This is a genomic window from Pseudomonas sp. MDV22-iso1 (assembly GCF_058145095.1).
In genome coordinates this window covers 291,980-308,893 of record NZ_JBYVMF010000001.1, presented here as the reverse complement: position 1 = coordinate 308,893, position 16,914 = coordinate 291,980, and the positions used below count along the sequence as shown (strand labels likewise).

The window sequence follows — 16,914 nt, the reverse complement described above, 5'->3', positions numbered from 1 at the left end:
ATCAGATACCCCAGAGAATCTGCACACCCCAGACGAAGTAAGCGAACATCGCAACGCCGCATACTGCCTGGAAAAGGAAACGTACTGCAGTCGCGGACTTGCCCAGCGCCATCGGCGTCAGGTAGTCGGTCGCGATGGTCCACATGCCGACCCAGGCGTGAGCGCCCAGGGCCACAAGGGCCAGCAGACTGAAGATACGCATCCCGTTGTGGGCGAACAGGCCGTGCCATTGGTCGTAGCCAATGCCCGGGTTCGCAGCGAGGTATCCGATCAGGAAGATGAAATAAGCCGCGAGAACGACCGCAGACACACGTTGCGCCATCCAGTCATAAAGGCCGGAACGCGAAAGGTTCGTAACGCTGGTTACCATATCCAAACTCCTGCCAGAACGATCAACACCACGGAAATGGCGATGATAATTTTCGAGCCCAGGCGGCCGCCTTCCAGCGTCTCACCGATGCCCATATCCATGATCAAGTGGCGCACACCGGCTACCAGGTGATACAGAAGAGCGGACAGGAGGCCCCATGCTACGAACTTGGCCAGCGGGCTGGTCAAGGTTGCCTTCACGTCGGCAAAACCTTCCTCGGAACCCAGAGACTTGCCCAATGCATAAAGCATGAAGCCAAGGCCCAGGAAGAGGATGATGCCGGAAACACGGTGAAGAAACGACGTAACGCCGGTGATGGGGAGTTTGATGGTCCTTAGGTCTAGGTTTACAGGTCGTTGGCTTTTCACGGCTTTTTTTTCACACTGAAGAGCCCCTAACAATCAGGGCAAAGTTGTTGGGGAGTGCACTGGTCAGGTAACCACCACCCAGGGATGCGACCCCCAATAAAGCAGGCCCAAAAGCCCCTGGCGGTCGGTGGCCGAGTATAGACAGTTAGGCTACTAATGACAACGCGTTCACCTTCCCCTAATAGCGCATTGCACAAGTTGAATAAAAGGCGTAAATGGCAGGCAATTTCGAGGAAAAAGTACGGTTAAAGCCTTCTGGAGCAAGACTTTAGGCAAATTGACATTCGAATTTATCTCACTATAGTGGTGCGGGCCCTGCGTGGGGGGTCTGTCTGATGATTTCAAGCATAAATAGGAGGCCACATGGCTGACAAAAAAGCGCAGTTGATCATCGAGGGCGCAGCCCCCGTCGAGCTGCCCATTTTAACCGGCACCGTTGGTCCCGATGTTATCGATGTTCGGGGCCTGACGGCCACGGGCCGTTTCACCTTTGACCCTGGTTTCATGTCGACCGCCTCCTGCGAGTCGAAGATCACCTATATCGACGGCGACAACGGCATTCTGTTGCACCGCGGTTACCCGATCGAGCAGTTGGCTGAAAAGTCGGACTACCTGGAAACCTGCTATCTGTTGCTCAACGGCGAATTGCCGACCGCAGAACAGAAGGCCCAGTTCGTCAGCACCGTCAAGAACCACACCATGGTTCACGAACAGCTGAAGACCTTCTTCAACGGCTTCCGTCGCGACGCCCACCCGATGGCCGTCATGTGCGGCGTAGTCGGCGCCCTCTCGGCCTTCTACCACGACTCCCTCGACATCAATAACCCGCAGCATCGCGAAATCTCCGCGATCCGCCTGGTTGCCAAGATGCCGACCCTGGCAGCGATGGTTTACAAGTACTCCATGGGTCAACCCATGATGTACCCGCGCAACGACCTGACGTACGCGGAAAACTTCCTGCACATGATGTTCAACACTCCGTGCGAGATCAAACCGATCAGCCCGGTACTCGCCAAGGCCATGGACCGGATCTTCATCCTCCATGCCGACCACGAGCAAAACGCATCGACTTCCACCGTACGTCTGGCTGGCTCTTCGGGTGCCAACCCGTTCGCCTGCATCGCCGCCGGTATCGCTGCACTGTGGGGCCCTGCCCACGGCGGCGCGAACGAAGCTGTTCTGACCATGCTGGATGAAATTGGCGATGTGTCGAACATCGACAAATTCATCGCCAAGGCCAAGGACAAGAACGATCCGTTCAAACTGATGGGCTTCGGTCACCGGGTTTACAAAAACCGCGACCCTCGCGCCACCGTGATGAAGCAGACCTGCGACGAAGTACTGAAAGAGCTGGGCATCAACAACGATCCGCAACTCGAACTGGCCATGCGCCTGGAAGAGATCGCCCTGACCGACCCTTACTTCATCGAACGCTCGCTGTACCCGAACGTCGACTTCTACTCGGGGATCATCCTCAAGGCGATCGGCATTCCAACCAGCATGTTCACCGTAATCTTCGCCCTGGCGCGGACCGTCGGCTGGATCTCCCACTGGAAAGAAATGCTCTCCAGCCCGTACAAGATTGGCCGCCCACGCCAGCTGTACACCGGCTACGAGTCGCGCGACATCACCAAGCTGGAAGACCGCAAATAAGACCTGTCTTGCGATAACGTCTTTTGCAGTACCGGAAACGGCCTCCTGCCTCTTATATAAAGAGCAGGAGGCCGTTTTTGTTTGTGCACATCGCTGACGGCGCCAGGCCCGTCAGCACATTATTGTATACAGACAACGAGTTAATCTTGCTCCAAGTCTGTATAGTTTCGCCTGTCCATGTCAGGACTGTTCGTTTCTGACACAGGACTCATCTTCCGGCTATCGTCGGCTCTTGCTGCAAGCTAAGGGCTCAACGTGCTAGCGCGCGCTTTGCCTTCAGACCTGAATCGCCCCTTGCGATTCGATTCTTGCCAGCCCTCACAAAACAACCCCGCGGACCTGCGTTCGCTATTGCCTGCCTGTCAGGAAAACCCGGGTTGCTACGCGCATTTCGTTGCCTCTGTGACAACGTCGTGGCGCGCATAAAGGAGAAAGGAATGTTCCAACTTTCCACCCCCACTGTCCTCTTGCTGCTGTTCTGTTTTTACGGCCTGACTTTTTTGGTGTCGTTGCGGGTGAGCCGCAAGGACGAAAACGTCGATGGCTATATGGTTTCCAACAACTCCATTGGCTTCGGCATGGCGGCTGCCAGTATGACGGCCACCTGGATCTGGGCCGCCTCGTTCTACGCTTCCGCCAGTTCCGGTTACAAGTTCGGCCTCTCGGGCGCCATGCATTATGGCTTTTGGGGGGCGTTGATGATTTTGTTCATCTATCCGTTCGGACGGCGTTTTCGTGAACTGGCACCCAAGGCCCACACCTTGGCCGAGATCATGCACGCTCGCCACGGGCGCTCCAGCCAGATGATTCTCGCGGGCTCAAACATCGTCGGCAGCATGATCAGCCTGATGGTCAATTTCACCGCCGCGGGTGCGCTGGTTGCCGTATTGTCGCCGCTGAGTTTCATTCATGGCGTGTTGATCGCCGGGTTCGGGGTTTTGGGTTACACCATCTGGTCAGGGTTTCGCTCCTCGGTCATGACCGATTTCGGCCAGTTGGTTGCCATGATTTTTGCTGCAGTGGTGATCATCCCCATTATTTTCTTCCAGCTTGGCGGCCCTGATTTGTTCGCCCAGGGCATGCCGAATATCTCTGCGGAGCAAGCCAGCTTCTATTCAAAGACAGCTATTTTGGAACAGGGCGCACCGTATTTTGTGGCAGTGCTAGCCTATGCCATCGGCAATCAGACCATCGCGCAACGCCTGTTCGCCGTTCGTGAGGATTTGATGAAGTCGACCTTTATCACGGCGACCATTGGTTATGCCTCCATCGTGATCGGCTTGGGGATGCTGGGCTTTCTGGCGTTGCTGGCCGGTGTACAACCGGTGGATGGCGACTTGAACAACCTGATCCCGCAAATGGCCGCTACCTACTTGCCGCCCTTTGCAGTCGGACTGTTTTTCATCATGGTCATTGGCTCGCTGTCATCAACCGCCGATTCGGATTTATCGGCGTTGTCCGCGCTGGTAATGACTGACGTCTATGGGAAAAACCTGGCCAAAGGCAAACCCAATCCAAAAACCATGTTGCTCGTAGGACGTTTGACCATGGTCGCGGCGACGATGCTTGCCGTGGTGTTTGCCAGCCTCAAGCTGGACATCCTGACCATGCTCATCTTTGTCGGTGCGCTATGGGGCGCCATCGTGTTTCCGGTCATCGCCAGTCTGTATTGGGGACGGATCACCAATGCCGCCTTTACCTCTGCCGCCTTGGCGGGCTTCCTGATGTTCCTGGTTGCGCGCTTCGAAATCCTTCCTTTGCAAGGAGCGGTGGCGCTGTTCTTCGAGCTGTTTGCGTCGATAGGTGGCGGAGTAGTCATCGGGTTGATGGCCTTCGGATTCCTCGGCCGCACCGCAGGGTTCGTGTGTGGCGGGCTGGCGTTTTTGATCCTGGCCCCGTTCGCATTCGGCTTCTTGCGTGATTACCCGGTACTGCTCAGCTCACTGACCGCCTATGGCGTCAGCACGCTGGTGTGCGTGTTTGTCAGTTTGCTGTCTGACGAACGTTTCGATTTTGACTGCATCGCCGAGCGCGTCGTCGCCTTTCATGACAACGACGAATGTGTCACTGAAGACAAAGGAGTTTCCCCATGTCCAGTTTTGCGTTAACCCTGTATGTGCTGATCTGGCCCGTCATTGCGGCGGGGGTGATGATCACCTTATGCGTCAGCGTGTATCGTGACATCCGAAAAGCCAGACGTGACGGCACCGACCTGGTCTAAAGGCGGCTCGAGGAGGCTATGTATTCGCCTCCGCCGGCAAGCCTTGCGTCTCGAACATGCAATAACCGCCCAAAAAAATGCCCCGATCTCTCGATCGGGGCATTTCTGTTTAACCCACCTTACTCAAACAAACCTGAAGCCTTAGTGGGAAACCGCCCCACTCGCCCCCAAACCTGTCTGCGAACGAACAAATTGCGGGAAGAACAACGCCCGTTCCTTGACGCCTGCTGCGGATTTGTCAGTGACCGAGAAGAACCAGATCCCCACAAACGCAATGGCCATCGAGAACAACGCAGGGTACTCATACGGGAAGATAGCCTTCTCGTGATGCAGGATCTGCACCCAGATGGTCGGACCGAGCACCATCAAACCAACAGCGCTGATCAGACCCAGCCAGCCGCCGATCATCGCACCACGCGTGGTGAGCTTCTTCCAGTACATGGAAAGCAGCAGCACCGGGAAGTTACAGCTCGCCGCGATGGAGAACGCCAGACCCACCATGAACGCGATGTTCTGGCTCTCGAACAGAATGCCCAGACCGATAGCCAGCACTGCCAAAGCGATAGTGGTGATTTTCGAGACGCGGATTTCATCCTTCTCGTTAGCCTTGCCCTTCTTGATCACACTGGCATACAGGTCGTGGGACACCGCCGAAGCACCGGCCAGGGTCAGACCGGCAACTACTGCCAGAATGGTCGCGAACGCTACTGCCGAGATAAAGCCCAGGAAGATACTGCCGCCGACCGCGTTGGCCAGGTGCACCGCCGCCATGTTGTTGCCGCCCAACAGCGCGCCAGCAGCATCTTTGAAGGCAGGGTTGGTGCTGACCAGCAGGATCGCGCCGAAGCCGATGATGAACGTCAGGATATAGAAGTAGCCAATGAAACCGGTCGCGTACAGCACGCTCTTGCGAGCTTCTTTCGCATCACTCACGGTGAAGAAGCGCATCAGAATGTGCGGCAGGCCAGCGGTACCGAACATCAGCGCCAGACCCAGGGAGAACGCAGAGACCGGGTCTTTCACCAGACCGCCCGGACTCATGATCGCGTCACCTTTCGGGTGAACCTTGATGGCTTCAGAGAACAGTGCGTTGAAGTCGAAGTTGACGTGCTTCATGACCATCAGCGCCATGAACGAGGCACCGGACAGCAGCAATACAGCCTTGATGATCTGCACCCACGTGGTCGCCAGCATGCCGCCGAACAACACATACATGCACATCAGGATGCCGACCAGAATCACTGCAACATGATAGTCGAGACCGAACAGCAGCTGGATCAGCTTGCCGGCACCGACCATTTGCGCGATCAGGTAGAACGCCACCACCACCAGCGAACCGCACGCGGACAGCGAGCGAATCTGGGTTTGCCCAAGGCGGTAGGACGCCACGTCGGCAAAGGTGTATTTACCCAGGTTACGCAGACGTTCGGCGATCAGGAACAGAATGATCGGCCAGCCCACCAGGAAGCCGATCGAGTAGATCAGGCCGTCGTAGCCGGACGTGAACACCAGGGCAGAAATACCCAGGAAAGACGCAGCCGACATGTAGTCACCGGCAATGGCCAGACCGTTCTGGAAGCCGGTGATCTTGCCACCCGCTGCATAGTAGTCGGCTGCCGAATTGTTCTTCTTCGAGGCCCAGTATGTGATGTACAGCGTTGCGCCGACGAACGCCACGAACATGAGGATCGCAGGGATGTTCAGCGGTTGTTTGTGCACTTCGCCCGTCAGGGCTTCAGCCGCCCACGCGCCAGGCGCAAAGGCTGCAATGCTCAATAGAGCCATCAGACGCCGGATCATTGCTGAGCCTCCTTGAGAATCGCATTGTTCAGGTCGTCGAATTCGCCATTGGCGCGTCGCACATAAATAGCGGTCAAGATAAAGGCCGAGAGAATCAACCCGACACCGATCGGAATGCCCCAGGTAATCGATGACTCGGGACTGATTTTCGCCCCCAGTAAATGCGGCCCGTAAGCAATCAGTAGGATGAATCCGGAGTAAAGCCCAAGCATGATCGCCGAAAGAATCCAGGCGAACTTTTCTCGCTTACTAACCAGCTCCTTGAAGCGCGGGCTGTTTTGAATCGAGAGGTAAATGCTGTCGTTCATTGTTTTTATCCTCGCAGCACAGATTATTGTTGGAACGTTATCCACTCTATGCGGCTGCGGGCCAGGTTCCAGACGACCTTAGTATTAGAACGACATGACAGACTCGCCAAACTCCAGCACGCGGAAATAAATGTGGGAGCGAGCCTGCTCGCGATAGCGGTGTACCCGTCAACATCATCGCTGACTGATGCACCGCAATCGCGAGCAGGCTCGCTCCCACAGGGTTAAACGAGGTGACTGTTATTTAATCCAGTCAGCAACACGCTCCGGGTGTTTGGCAACCCAATCCTTCGCCGCGGCATCCGGCTTGGCGCCATCCTGAATCGCCAACATGACTTCGCCGATTTCGTCTTTCGACGCCCACTGGAAGTTCTTCAGGAACTTGGCCACTTCCGGTGCTTTGGTCGCCAACTCTTTGCTGCCGATGCTGTTAACGGTTTCAGCTGCACCATAAACGCCTTTCGGGTCGTCCAGGAAGCGCAGCTTCCACTTGGCGAACATCCAGTGCGGCACCCAACCGGTGACGGCGATGGATTCGTTTTTCTTCTCGGCACGGGTCAGCTCGGCAATCATGCCGGCGCCGGAACTGGCCTTGAGGGTGTAGTTGGTCAGGCCGTAATCCTTGATAGCCTGATCGGTCTTGAGCATCACGCCCGACCCTGCGTCGATGCCAACAATGCGACCTTTGAAGCTATCGTCGGTTTTCAGGTCCTCAATCGACTTGGCTTTGACGTATTCCGGCACGATCAAACCGATTTTGGCGTCCTTGAAGTTCGGGCCGTAGTCGACGACCTGGTCCTTGTTCTTGGTCCAGTAATCGCCGTGAGTCACCGGTAGCCAGGCGGACAGCATCGCGTCGAGTTTGCCGGTTGCCACGCCCTGCCACATGATCCCGGTCGCCACCGCCTGCAGTTTCACGTCATAACCGAGCTTCTGCTTGATCACCTCGGCGGCCACATGCGTGGTCGCGACGCTGTCGGACCATCCGTCGACATAACCGATGCTCAGGGTTTTGCTCTCGGCATTGGCCATGGTGGAGCCAATCGCAAGCACCAGAGCGGCACCCGCGCCTAAAAGTCGTCGCATCTTCATCGTTACTTCCCCGAAAGTGCTGCGCTCGACGGATGCCGAGTCGCGTCAACGTATTGTTTTGGTGCGCCGTGCGCCCATCACGCTTCACTGCAAACTCGTTGGATCATCAACGCGATGTCTCTACAAAAGCGCTGATGCGTCGATCATCAACCTCACGACAACTGCGACCTTCTCTGCCAGCGACCTCAAGGCATCGAGAAACGACATCAGAACGCCATTAACCCTGACCGGGCAAAGCACGCAGGCCGATCCGCCCGAACTTTGCATGTCAAAAGCATGTACGCCACCAAGCGCGAGGCAAATGCAGGTAACATGCGCGGCTTTGCTCCCACACGGCCTGACCATGTCCGCGACTTCCCGATTTCCTTTTTTTGCCTACCTGTTCGCTTGCCTGCTGGGGCTGTTTGCCTTGGGTGGCTTCTGGTACGGCCTGGGCAAACCCGTGATCCTGCCCGACGTGGCCAGCGCGACGCACAAGTTGCAATGCGCCTCCTACACCCCGTTCGACAAAGACCAGTCGCCGTTCGACGTGCCGTTCAAATTGCGCCCCGAGCGCATGGACGCGGACCTCGCGTTGCTGGCCACCCGCTTTGAATGCATTCGCACGTACTCGATGACCGGCCTTGAAGCCCTGCCCGATCTGGCGCGCAAACATGGCCTGAAGCTGATGATCGGCGCCTGGGTCAACAGCAACCCAGTGGACACCGAGAAAGAAGTGGACCTGCTGATCGCGTCGGCCAACGCCAACGCGGATGTGGTGACCTCGGTCATCGTCGGCAACGAAGCCCTGCTGCGCAAGGAAGTGACTGGTCCGCAACTGGCGAAACTGATTAATAAAGTCAAAAGCCAGGTCAAACAGCCCGTCACCTATGCCGACGTCTGGGAGTTCTGGCTCAAGCACCCGGAAATCGCGCCGGCGGTGGACTTCCTGACGATTCACCTGCTGCCGTATTGGGAAGATGAACCTTCGAATATTGATGCCGCCCTCCAGCATGTCGCTGAAGTGCGCCAGGTGTTCGGCAACAAGTTTGCGCCCAAGGACGTGGTAATCGGCGAGACCGGTTGGCCGAGCGAAGGCCGTCAGCGCGAGACCGCCCTGCCGAGCCGGGTCAACGAGGCGAAGTTCATTCGCGGCTTCGTCGCCATGGCCGAACAACAAGGCTGGCACTACAACCTGATCGAAGCGTTTGACCAGCCGTGGAAACGCGCCAGTGAAGGCGCGGTGGGCGGTTACTGGGGCCTGTTCGATGCGGATCGCCAGGACAAGGGCGTCTTGGCAGGTCCGGTGTCGAATGTGCCGTACTGGTCGCAGTGGCTGGTTGTGGGCGGTTTTATCTTTCTGGGCACGCTGATCCTTGGCGGGCGTGTCCGCAGCACGCGTGCAGCCCTGGTTCTACCGCTGCTCGGCGCGCTGGCGGCGTGCTCGATTGGCGCCTGGGGCGATCTGGCAAGCGTCACTACCCGGTTCACCAGTGAATGGGTGTGGGTCGGATTGCTGACGGCGTTGAATGTGCTGGTGCTGGCCCATGCCGCGCTGACCTTGAGTGCCCGTACCGGCTGGCGTGAGCGTGCGTTTAACGTGCTTGAACGCCGTGCCGGCTGGCTGGTTGCGTTCGCAGGCTTTGCGGCAGCGGTGACGATGCTGGAGCTGGTGTTCGACCCGCGCTATCGCAGCTTCCCGAGCATGGCGTTCATCGTGCCGGCGCTGGTCTACCTGTGCCGCCCGGTGAACGTGCCACGCCGGGAGATTGCGTTGCTGACGTTCATTGTGGGCGCGGGTATTGCGCCGCAGTTGTTTCAGGAAGGGTTGCAGAACCAGCAGGCTTGGGGCTGGGCGCTGGTCAGTGTGTTGATGGTGGCGGCGTTGTGGCGGTGTTTGCGGGTTCGGCAGAAATGATGACGGACGCATCTGCTTAGAATTAAGTGCGCTTACTGTTTATTTGCGCACTTTAGCCGCCCTCTCTACTACACGGGAAAATTCGTGTTTCAACTGAAGGTTGGACTCCCATACCCTTTGCTCTAAAAGCTCTAATTGCGCGCGATCTTGGGCGAAGTGTTCAAGCCTATTCTGTGTTAATGGCCATGTTTCTCGGGCCAATTGCAACCTTTCCAACGATGCGGCGTCCTGTTGAGTAAGAGGGCGTACAGCCTCCAACGCTTCAACCTGCTGTTTGTTTTGCGCTACTCGGGCAGCAAAATCATCTGCATGCTTACTGACCTCATCAACATTTACTTGCCTTCCGATGTTTTTAGAATATGACTTTGCTGGTGAATTTTTAAAATCATTGAGATCAGCTACAGCTAATTTATGTGTGGCGTATTTGTTGAAGATTGTGGTCTCTACCTCAATCAGAGGCTTTCCAGCAGGGCGCTTTAAACTTGGGAAAAAATTTCTAGAATCGGAAATCAATATTTGAGTGCCTTTTGCAATATCTTTGAAGCCTCCAAGAATCGCTCCGAATACAGCCCCAGTAGGATCCACCCGATTCACCGGATCCCCCGCGCAATACGCATAAGCATTCACCCCACCCTTCCCAAACGGACTCAAACTGTCCGGGCTGTTAAACCGCATCAACACCGGGTTAAACGCGCGATACCCATTCCCCAGCAAATAATGCCCGGTCACCGGATCCCGTCGCTCACCATTGAAACCCAGAAGACTGCTCAAGCCGCTTTCAGGTGATCGATGACCATAGGGCGCATAAACAGGCCGTTGATGCTCACCAACAGCAACCGCATGCAACACCGAACGTTGCAAATCAGTGGCGAGCAAAGCGCTGTCAACCCGCCCCGCCTCACGCTGCTGCTGTTGAGCCATGAGCTGCGATTCGTGCTCGAACACCGAGTACCGCACCGGCCCCTGGATCTCAGTGGCCAGACGGTTTTTCCGATAAAAGCGCTGAACAGCATCCTGATTCAAGGGTGCGCAATTCACAACCCGGTCCAGCGGGTCGTATTGATAGCGGCAGAGCAACGTTTCTCGCCGAGCAGTCATGGCGTTGCTCCGATTCATATCCTTGGGATGGATAGCTAGATTCGGAGTTATCAGAAGGGCTGTCTACTATCAGAACTGTTAGGTAGAAGCTGCAACCTGTCTATGTTAGATGGGGCATTTGCCAACCTTACCGGCCTCATCGCGAGCAGGCTCACTCCTACATTTGAACGCGATCGCCTGTTGGACACGTTCAACATGTAGGAGCGGGCCTGCTCGCGATGACTGACTATCAAACAGTACGAGGCGCCCTGACCAACCGCAAAGCAGCAATCACCACCGCAAAAACAGCCAACGTCGTGTTGTACAACGCCAACGCCGGGAACCCCAACACCAGCGCCAGCACCGCCAACCACCACCCTGCCCGCCCCGGCAGCAAAAATCCGATCACAGCCGTCGCGACCGCTGACCAGCCCAACACGTTGAAATGAATCATCAAGCCCAGGTTCGAACGAGCCTGACACTCCCAGCGACTCGCCTCATCCACGCAAATCCCGACCCATTGCGCATCCTCCATGAAGCCATAACGCGCGCCATAACTGGCGGCCAGCCACAATGGCAGCAAAACAAGCAGCAAAATCACGGGCAGACGGCGAGACATGGAGCACTCCAATAGACGAAAACGGCGGCCAGCTTAATCCCCTCGCGATTTTAAGCAAACGCGCGTAACAGATAACTAGTCATGAAACAGCCGCAAAGTGTATCGTCCAGCTACTATTACCCGGAATTAAGCCAGTTTGGTGCCGATGCGTGGCACTTTGGCGCCGAACCTGTGGTCATAGCCTGCGAACTTCATCCGGCACCTTCCTCTAAGGGATCTAGTCATGCTCCGTTCCTTGCGCTTCGCCGCCCTGTTTGGCGGCCTTATTTTGAGTGCGTCCGCACTGGCGGTCGACATCGACGCCGCCAGTTATGGCTACCCCTTGACCAACCCGTTCGAGGCGACCATTGCCACGACCCCACCGGACTTGCGTCCGGAGCTGCCGCTGGACGACGACATCAATCAGGAGGATCGCAGCATTACCCTGCGACCGGAGCGCGCCTTCGAACTGCCGGATAACTTCTGGGCGGTAAAAAAACTGACCTACCGTATCGCGACCCAGGATAAAGCGGCGCCGCTGATCTTCCTGATCGCCGGCACCGGTGCGCGCTATGACAGCAGCCTTAACGAGTACCTGAAGAAGCTCTACTACAAAGCGGGTTACCACGTCGTGCAGTTGTCATCGCCGACCAGCTTCGACTTCATCAGCGCCGCCTCACGCTTCGCGACCCCGGGCATCACCAAAGAAGATGCCGAAGACATGTACCGGGTGATGCAGGCGGTTCGAGCACAAAACCCGAAAGTGCCGGTTACCGAGTATTACCTGACGGGCTACAGCCTCGGCGCACTGGATGCCGCGTTCGTCGCGCACCTGGACGAAACCCGTCGCAGCTTCAACTTCAAGAAAGTCCTGCTGCTCAACCCGCCGGTCAACCTCTACACCTCCATCACCAATCTGGACAAACTCGTTCAGACCGAGGTGAAGGGCATCAATAACAGCACGACGTTCTATGAACTGGTGTTGAACAAACTGACCCGCTACTTTCAGCAAAAAGGCTACATCGACCTCAACGATGCGCTGCTCTACGACTTCCAGCAGTCCAAACAGCACCTGACCAACGAACAGATGGCCATGCTCATTGGCACTTCGTTCCGTTTCTCGGCGGCCGACATTGCCTTTACCTCGGACCTGATCAACCGCCGCGGCCTGATCACCCCGCCGAAATACCCGATCACCGAAGGCACCAGCCTCACGCCATTCCTCAAGCGTGCGCTGCAGTGCGACTTCGATTGCTACATCACCGAACAGGTCATCCCGATGTGGCGCGCTCGCACTGACGGCGGCAGCCTGCTGCAACTGATCGACCAGGTCAGCTTGTATGCGCTCAAGGATTACCTGCGTGACAGCCCGAAAATCTCCGTCATGCACAACGCCGACGACGTCATCCTCGGCCCGGGCGACCTCGGTTTCCTGCGCAAGACCTTCGGCGACCGCCTGACCGTTTATCCATTGGGCGGCCATTGCGGCAACCTTAATTACCGCGTCAACAGCGACGCCATGCTGGAGTTCTTCCGTGGCTAAATATCTCCTGCTTATCGCAGCGTTACTCTGTGCAGGCGTCGCCAATGCCGACAACAGCAAAGCCAACGCCCCTGTCGTCGTCGACAGTGACGGCTTCAAAGAGCCGCTGAGTAAACTCACCTTCAACCCGGGGCTGGATCAGCGCGAGTTCGAGCGCTCGACGCTCAACGCGCTGAACGTCTACGACCCGCTGGAAGAGTGGAACCGTCGCGTTTACCACTTCAACTACCGTTTCGACCAATGGGTGTTCCTGCCCGTCGTCGATGGCTATCGCTACATCACCCCGAGCTTCCTGCGCACCGGCGTCAGCAACTTCTTCAACAACATCGGCGATGTGCCGAACCTGTTGAACAGCCTGCTGCAGTTCAAAGGCAAGCGCTCGATGGAAACCACTGCACGCCTGCTGCTCAACACCACCATCGGCATCGCCGGCCTGTGGGACCCTGCCACCGCCATGGGCCTGCCGCGCCAGAGTGAAGACTTCGGCCAGACGCTGGGCTTCTACGGCGTGCCGGGCGGCGCGTACTTCGTTCTGCCGATCCTCGGTCCTTCCAACATCCGTGACACCGGTGGCCTGGCCGTGGACTTCACTGCCGAGTCGGCGATCAACTTCCTGAACGTCTCGGAAGTCAGCTCGAACCATCCTGAAGTCTGGATGCTGCGCGGCGTTGACCGTCGTTACCAGACCAGCTTCCGCTATGGTCAGCTGAACTCGCCATTCGAGTACGAGAAAGTGCGCTACGTGTACACCGAGTCGCGCAAGTTGCAGATCGCCGAGTAAGTTCGGCGGCGACAAAAAAGGCCATTCGATGCAAATCGAATGGCCTTTTTCATGCAGTTAACAACACCACATACTCCCTGTAGGAGTGAGCCTGCTCGCGATAGCGATATGACATTCAACGTTGATGTTGACTGACATACCGCCATCGCGAGCAGGCTCACTCCTACAATTGTTGAGTGCCAGGCTTCAGTTTTTCAGAGCCTTCCAGAGTTTGCTAACAGCCATCACCCCAGCCAACACCACCGCACCCGCCACAATCCCCGCCACGGCATTCAGCAACATCGGTACGATAAAACCAGCCCCGCCTGCACTTGCGCTGACGCTTTCGATCCAGTGATGAATCACCGGCACACCATGGGTCAGAATCCCGCCGCCCACCAAAAACATCGCCGCCGTACCAATCACCGACAGGCTTTTCATCATGTAAGGCGCGGCGCGCAGAATCCCGTTGCCGATGCTTTTGGCCATCTGACCGGGCTTCTGCGTCAACCACAGGCCGAGATCGTCAAGTTTGACGATGCCTGCCACCAGGCCATAAACACCCACCGTCATCACAATGGCAATGCCCGATAGCACGATGACCTGCTGGGTCAGCGAAGCGCCCGCCACGGTGCCCAGGGTAATGGCGATGATTTCCGCTGACAGAATGAAGTCGGTGCGAATGGCCCCCTTGATCTTGTCCTTTTCGAACGCCACAAGATCGGTCGCCGGATCGGCTACGGCTTCAACCAGCTGTGCATGCTCGGCCTGATCCTCGGCCTTGCTGTGCAGGAATTTGTGCGCGAGCTTCTCGAAACCTTCAAAACACAGGTACGCGCCACCGACCATCAACAACGGTGTGACCAGCCAGGGAATGAATGCACTGATGGCCAGCGCCGATGGCACCAGGATCAATTTGTTAAGAAACGACCCTTTGGCGACAGCCCAGACCACCGGAATTTCCCGCTCGGCTCGCACGCCGGACACTTGCTGGGCATTGAGCGCCAGGTCGTCACCGAGTACGCCAGCGGTCTTTTTGGCAGCCATTTTGGTCATCAACGCCACATCGTCGAGTACCGCGGCGATGTCGTCGATCAGCAACAGCAAACTGCTTCCTGCCATGAATGAGTTTTCCTTCGAAGAGTGAATGCTGCGCAGCATAGCCTGCCCACAGCGCGGCGGGGCATTCTTGAGCGCCGCGCGAAGCCGGTGCTACCATGCGCAACCGCCAGCACAGGCAAGGAACCACCGGGTTTATGAGCACTATCCGCGAGCGCAACAAAGAACTGATCCTGCGTGCCGCCAGTGAAGAATTTGCCGACAAGGGCTTCGCTGCGACCAAAACCAGTGACATCGCCGCCAAGGCGGGATTGCCCAAGCCCAACGTCTACTACTACTTCAAATCCAAGGAAAACCTCTACCGCGAGGTCCTGGAAAGCATCATCGAGCCGATTCTGCAGGCCTCGACGCCATTCAACGCCGACGGTGTGCCCAGTGAAGTACTGAGCGGCTATATTCGCTCGAAAATCCGCATCTCCCGCGACCTGCCTTTTGCCTCCAAGGTGTTCGCCAGCGAAATCATGCACGGCGCCCCACACTTGAGCGCTGACCTGGTTGAACAGCTCAACAGCCAGGCCAAGCACAACATCGACTGCATCCAGACCTGGATCGACCGCGGGCAGATCGCAACCATCGACCCCAATCACCTGATGTTCAGCATCTGGGCAGCAACCCAGACATACGCCGACTTCGACTGGCAGATCACTGCCATTACCGGTAAGGCCAAGCTGGATGAAGACGATTACGAAGCGGCAGCGCAGACGATTATCCGGTTGGTGCTGAAGGGGTGTGAGCCGGATCATTAAGATTGCGGTGACCCTATCGCTAGCAGGCTAGCTCCCACAGGGGATTTGTGAGCGCCACAGATCCAGTGTGGGAGCTAGCCTGCTAGCGATGAAGACAACTCGGTTTCAGCTCAAACCCAGATAGCATCCCACAACGGATAATCGCCAAGCTTTTTCACCAGTCCAGCCCGCAACGGATTGGCGACTACATATCGAGCCATTTTTACCAAATCTTCCTCTCGCCGAAGAGCCCGGTCGTGAAAGCCTTTTTGCCAGAGAGCGATCTTGCGGCCAGTGATCCGATTCACTGCTTGGGTGCTCAGTGATTTAGTCTTTTGCATCAGGTCGCCCAACGACCCCTGCTGTAACTCAACCAGCCAATGAAAGTGATCGGGCATAACGACCCAGGCTAATGAGTTAACGCAGCCTTGGTCTTGTGCCGCGCGAAACTGTGCGACGACCAATCTGCCCAAGATGAAATCCTTGAAGACAGGTTTTCTGGCGAGTGTGTTGGTTGTCAAAAGATAGATGCGGTTTGGCTCGGCAAATCGGCCAATGCGTAAGCGGTTTGAAGCAGGTAAATCCAGCATTCCGTTGCCCCTTGCATGATTAATTCAAGAGGAAGGCTAGACCTTACATAACCCAAGGGTGGGGCAGACAGTTAGCTTGATGTGTCTGATAGTCTGCCATCGCCAGCAGGCTGGCTCCCACAATTGATCTCTGACACTCAGATATTTTCCTGTAGGAGCCAGCCTGCTCGCGATAGCGGTTAATCAATCACCACAAAATCAAGCACTCACCCCCGCATCCGCCCGCAACCCCAACGCCTCAATCGCATTGATCGCGCACTGTTCATCAACATCCGACAAATCCCCGCTGATCCCCACCGCCCCCAGCACATTCCCGTCCTGATCCCGCACGAGCACACCACCCGGTGCCGGCACGACGCTGCCCTGCCCCAGGCTATTCAATGCCGCGATGAAGGCTGGTCGTTGCTGGGCGTCCAGTGCCAGCAGGCGCGAGCCTTTGCCCAGTGCGATGGCGCCCCAGGCTTTGCCGATGGCGATTTGCGGGCGTAGCAGGCTGGCGCCATCTTCGCGCTGCAGGGAGATCAGGTGGCCGCCAGCGTCCAGCACGGCGATGGTTAAAGGCGCTGCGTTGATTGCACGCGCAGCGGAGATGGCCTGACTGGTCAGGTTGACTGCAACTTTCAAGGTTAAAGCGCTCATGGTGCCGTCCTCATTTTGTTATAGGGAAAGCCAGTGGACTGTGCCGAAGTGCCGCAGTCCGATGCAACAAATAGAACACAATGAGTAATTTTTTTGTATACAATAATTATCGAAAAGCGCGACATGCGACGAAAAGCCACAGTAGAACCGGCTT

Annotated in this window: 17 protein-coding genes; 7 read left to right on the top strand and 10 right to left on the bottom strand. The window is 56.7% G+C overall.

Annotated elements, in window-relative coordinates; all coding sequences use genetic code 11:
• Window position 1 precedes the first annotated feature (1 nt).
• Together sdhD and sdhC are read right to left on the bottom strand one after the other, a co-directional pair.
• Entirely contained in the window at window positions 2-370 is a 369-nt protein-coding gene (gene sdhD / locus AC3ZVB_RS01425; RefSeq protein WP_007977503.1) for a succinate dehydrogenase, hydrophobic membrane anchor protein, read from the bottom strand.
• Complete coding sequence (gene sdhC / locus AC3ZVB_RS01420; protein ID WP_162436054.1) at window positions 364-738, bottom strand: succinate dehydrogenase, cytochrome b556 subunit; 375 nt, start codon at window positions 736-738, stop codon at window positions 364-366. Before sdhC ends, sdhD begins: the two co-directional genes overlap by 7 nt.
• Before the next feature lie 363 nt (window positions 739-1,101).
• On the opposite strand from sdhC, the gene gltA reads away from it, so the two are divergent.
• The 3 genes from gltA (at window position 1,102) to AC3ZVB_RS01405 (ending at window position 4,612) form a co-directional block, all read left to right on the top strand.
• Window positions 1,102-2,391 (top strand): citrate synthase, encoded by a 1,290-nt coding sequence (gene gltA, locus AC3ZVB_RS01415; protein ID WP_003222994.1) that lies wholly within the window; start codon window positions 1,102-1,104, stop codon window positions 2,389-2,391.
• A gap of 437 nt (window positions 2,392-2,828) precedes the next feature.
• Entirely contained in the window at window positions 2,829-4,499 is a 1,671-nt protein-coding gene (locus AC3ZVB_RS01410) for a sodium:solute symporter family protein (protein ID WP_490145575.1), read from the top strand.
• Window positions 4,481-4,612, top strand: a complete 132-nt coding sequence (locus tag AC3ZVB_RS01405) for a putative transporter small subunit (protein ID WP_218576848.1) — start codon at window positions 4,481-4,483, stop codon at window positions 4,610-4,612. The genes AC3ZVB_RS01410 and AC3ZVB_RS01405 overlap by 19 nt, the downstream gene beginning before the upstream one ends.
• A gap of 141 nt (window positions 4,613-4,753) precedes the next feature.
• Here the strand turns inward: AC3ZVB_RS01405 and AC3ZVB_RS01400 are convergent, their stop codons facing one another.
• The 3 genes from AC3ZVB_RS01400 to AC3ZVB_RS01390 form a co-directional block, all read right to left on the bottom strand.
• Window positions 4,754-6,412, bottom strand: coding sequence for a cation acetate symporter (locus tag AC3ZVB_RS01400; protein WP_162436052.1), 1,659 nt, complete (start codon window positions 6,410-6,412; stop codon window positions 4,754-4,756).
• The gene (locus AC3ZVB_RS01395; protein ID WP_162436051.1) at window positions 6,409-6,720 is read right to left on the bottom strand and encodes a DUF485 domain-containing protein; all 312 of its coding nucleotides are present in this window, start codon (window positions 6,718-6,720) and stop codon (window positions 6,409-6,411) included. The genes AC3ZVB_RS01400 and AC3ZVB_RS01395 overlap by 4 nt, the downstream gene beginning before the upstream one ends.
• Before the next feature lie 240 nt (window positions 6,721-6,960).
• Window positions 6,961-7,812, bottom strand: coding sequence for a glycine betaine ABC transporter substrate-binding protein (locus AC3ZVB_RS01390; protein ID WP_162436050.1), 852 nt, complete (start codon window positions 7,810-7,812; stop codon window positions 6,961-6,963).
• A 301-nt stretch (window positions 7,813-8,113) separates the two neighbouring features.
• On the opposite strand from AC3ZVB_RS01390, the gene AC3ZVB_RS01385 reads away from it, so the two are divergent.
• Window positions 8,114-9,709: a glycoside hydrolase family 17 protein gene (locus AC3ZVB_RS01385; protein WP_490145574.1), complete on the top strand. Its 1,596-nt coding sequence runs from the start codon at window positions 8,114-8,116 to the stop codon at window positions 9,707-9,709.
• A 39-nt stretch (window positions 9,710-9,748) separates the two neighbouring features.
• Here AC3ZVB_RS01385 and AC3ZVB_RS01380 read toward each other — a convergent pair whose 3' ends face one another.
• Both AC3ZVB_RS01380 and AC3ZVB_RS01375 read right to left on the bottom strand, forming a co-directional pair.
• The gene (locus AC3ZVB_RS01380; RefSeq protein ID WP_490145573.1) at window positions 9,749-10,807 is read right to left on the bottom strand and encodes an RHS repeat-associated core domain-containing protein; all 1,059 of its coding nucleotides are present in this window, start codon (window positions 10,805-10,807) and stop codon (window positions 9,749-9,751) included.
• A 229-nt stretch (window positions 10,808-11,036) separates the two neighbouring features.
• A complete protein-coding gene (locus AC3ZVB_RS01375) occupies window positions 11,037-11,405 on the bottom strand; it encodes a hypothetical protein (protein ID WP_162436047.1) in 369 nt (122 codons plus the stop codon).
• 223 nt (window positions 11,406-11,628) lie between these two features.
• On the opposite strand from AC3ZVB_RS01375, the gene AC3ZVB_RS01370 reads away from it, so the two are divergent.
• Window positions 11,629-12,927 carry a serine/threonine protein kinase gene (locus AC3ZVB_RS01370; protein ID WP_162436046.1) on the top strand — a complete coding sequence of 433 codons (1,299 nt, stop codon included), beginning with the start codon at window positions 11,629-11,631 and terminating at the stop codon, window positions 12,925-12,927.
• Window positions 12,920-13,708: an MlaA family lipoprotein gene (locus tag AC3ZVB_RS01365; protein ID WP_490145572.1), complete on the top strand. Its 789-nt coding sequence runs from the start codon at window positions 12,920-12,922 to the stop codon at window positions 13,706-13,708. Before AC3ZVB_RS01370 ends, AC3ZVB_RS01365 begins: the two co-directional genes overlap by 8 nt.
• A gap of 186 nt (window positions 13,709-13,894) precedes the next feature.
• Here the strand turns inward: AC3ZVB_RS01365 and AC3ZVB_RS01360 are convergent, their stop codons facing one another.
• Window positions 13,895-14,809, bottom strand: coding sequence for a DUF808 domain-containing protein (locus AC3ZVB_RS01360; RefSeq protein ID WP_194690632.1), 915 nt, complete (start codon window positions 14,807-14,809; stop codon window positions 13,895-13,897).
• Window positions 14,810-14,943: 134 nt separating this feature from the next.
• Here AC3ZVB_RS01360 and AC3ZVB_RS01355 point away from each other — a divergent pair, with 134 nt between their 5' ends.
• Entirely contained in the window at window positions 14,944-15,552 is a 609-nt protein-coding gene (locus tag AC3ZVB_RS01355; protein WP_162435962.1) for a TetR/AcrR family transcriptional regulator, read from the top strand.
• Window positions 15,553-15,662: 110 nt separating this feature from the next.
• Here AC3ZVB_RS01355 and AC3ZVB_RS01350 read toward each other — a convergent pair whose 3' ends face one another.
• Both AC3ZVB_RS01350 and AC3ZVB_RS01345 read right to left on the bottom strand, forming a co-directional pair.
• Complete coding sequence (locus tag AC3ZVB_RS01350; RefSeq protein ID WP_162435961.1) at window positions 15,663-16,121, bottom strand: REP-associated tyrosine transposase; 459 nt, start codon at window positions 16,119-16,121, stop codon at window positions 15,663-15,665.
• Window positions 16,122-16,319: 198 nt separating this feature from the next.
• Window positions 16,320-16,760 (bottom strand): GlcG/HbpS family heme-binding protein, encoded by a 441-nt coding sequence (locus AC3ZVB_RS01345; RefSeq protein WP_162435960.1) that lies wholly within the window; start codon window positions 16,758-16,760, stop codon window positions 16,320-16,322.
• Window positions 16,761-16,914: the final 154 nt, after the last annotated feature.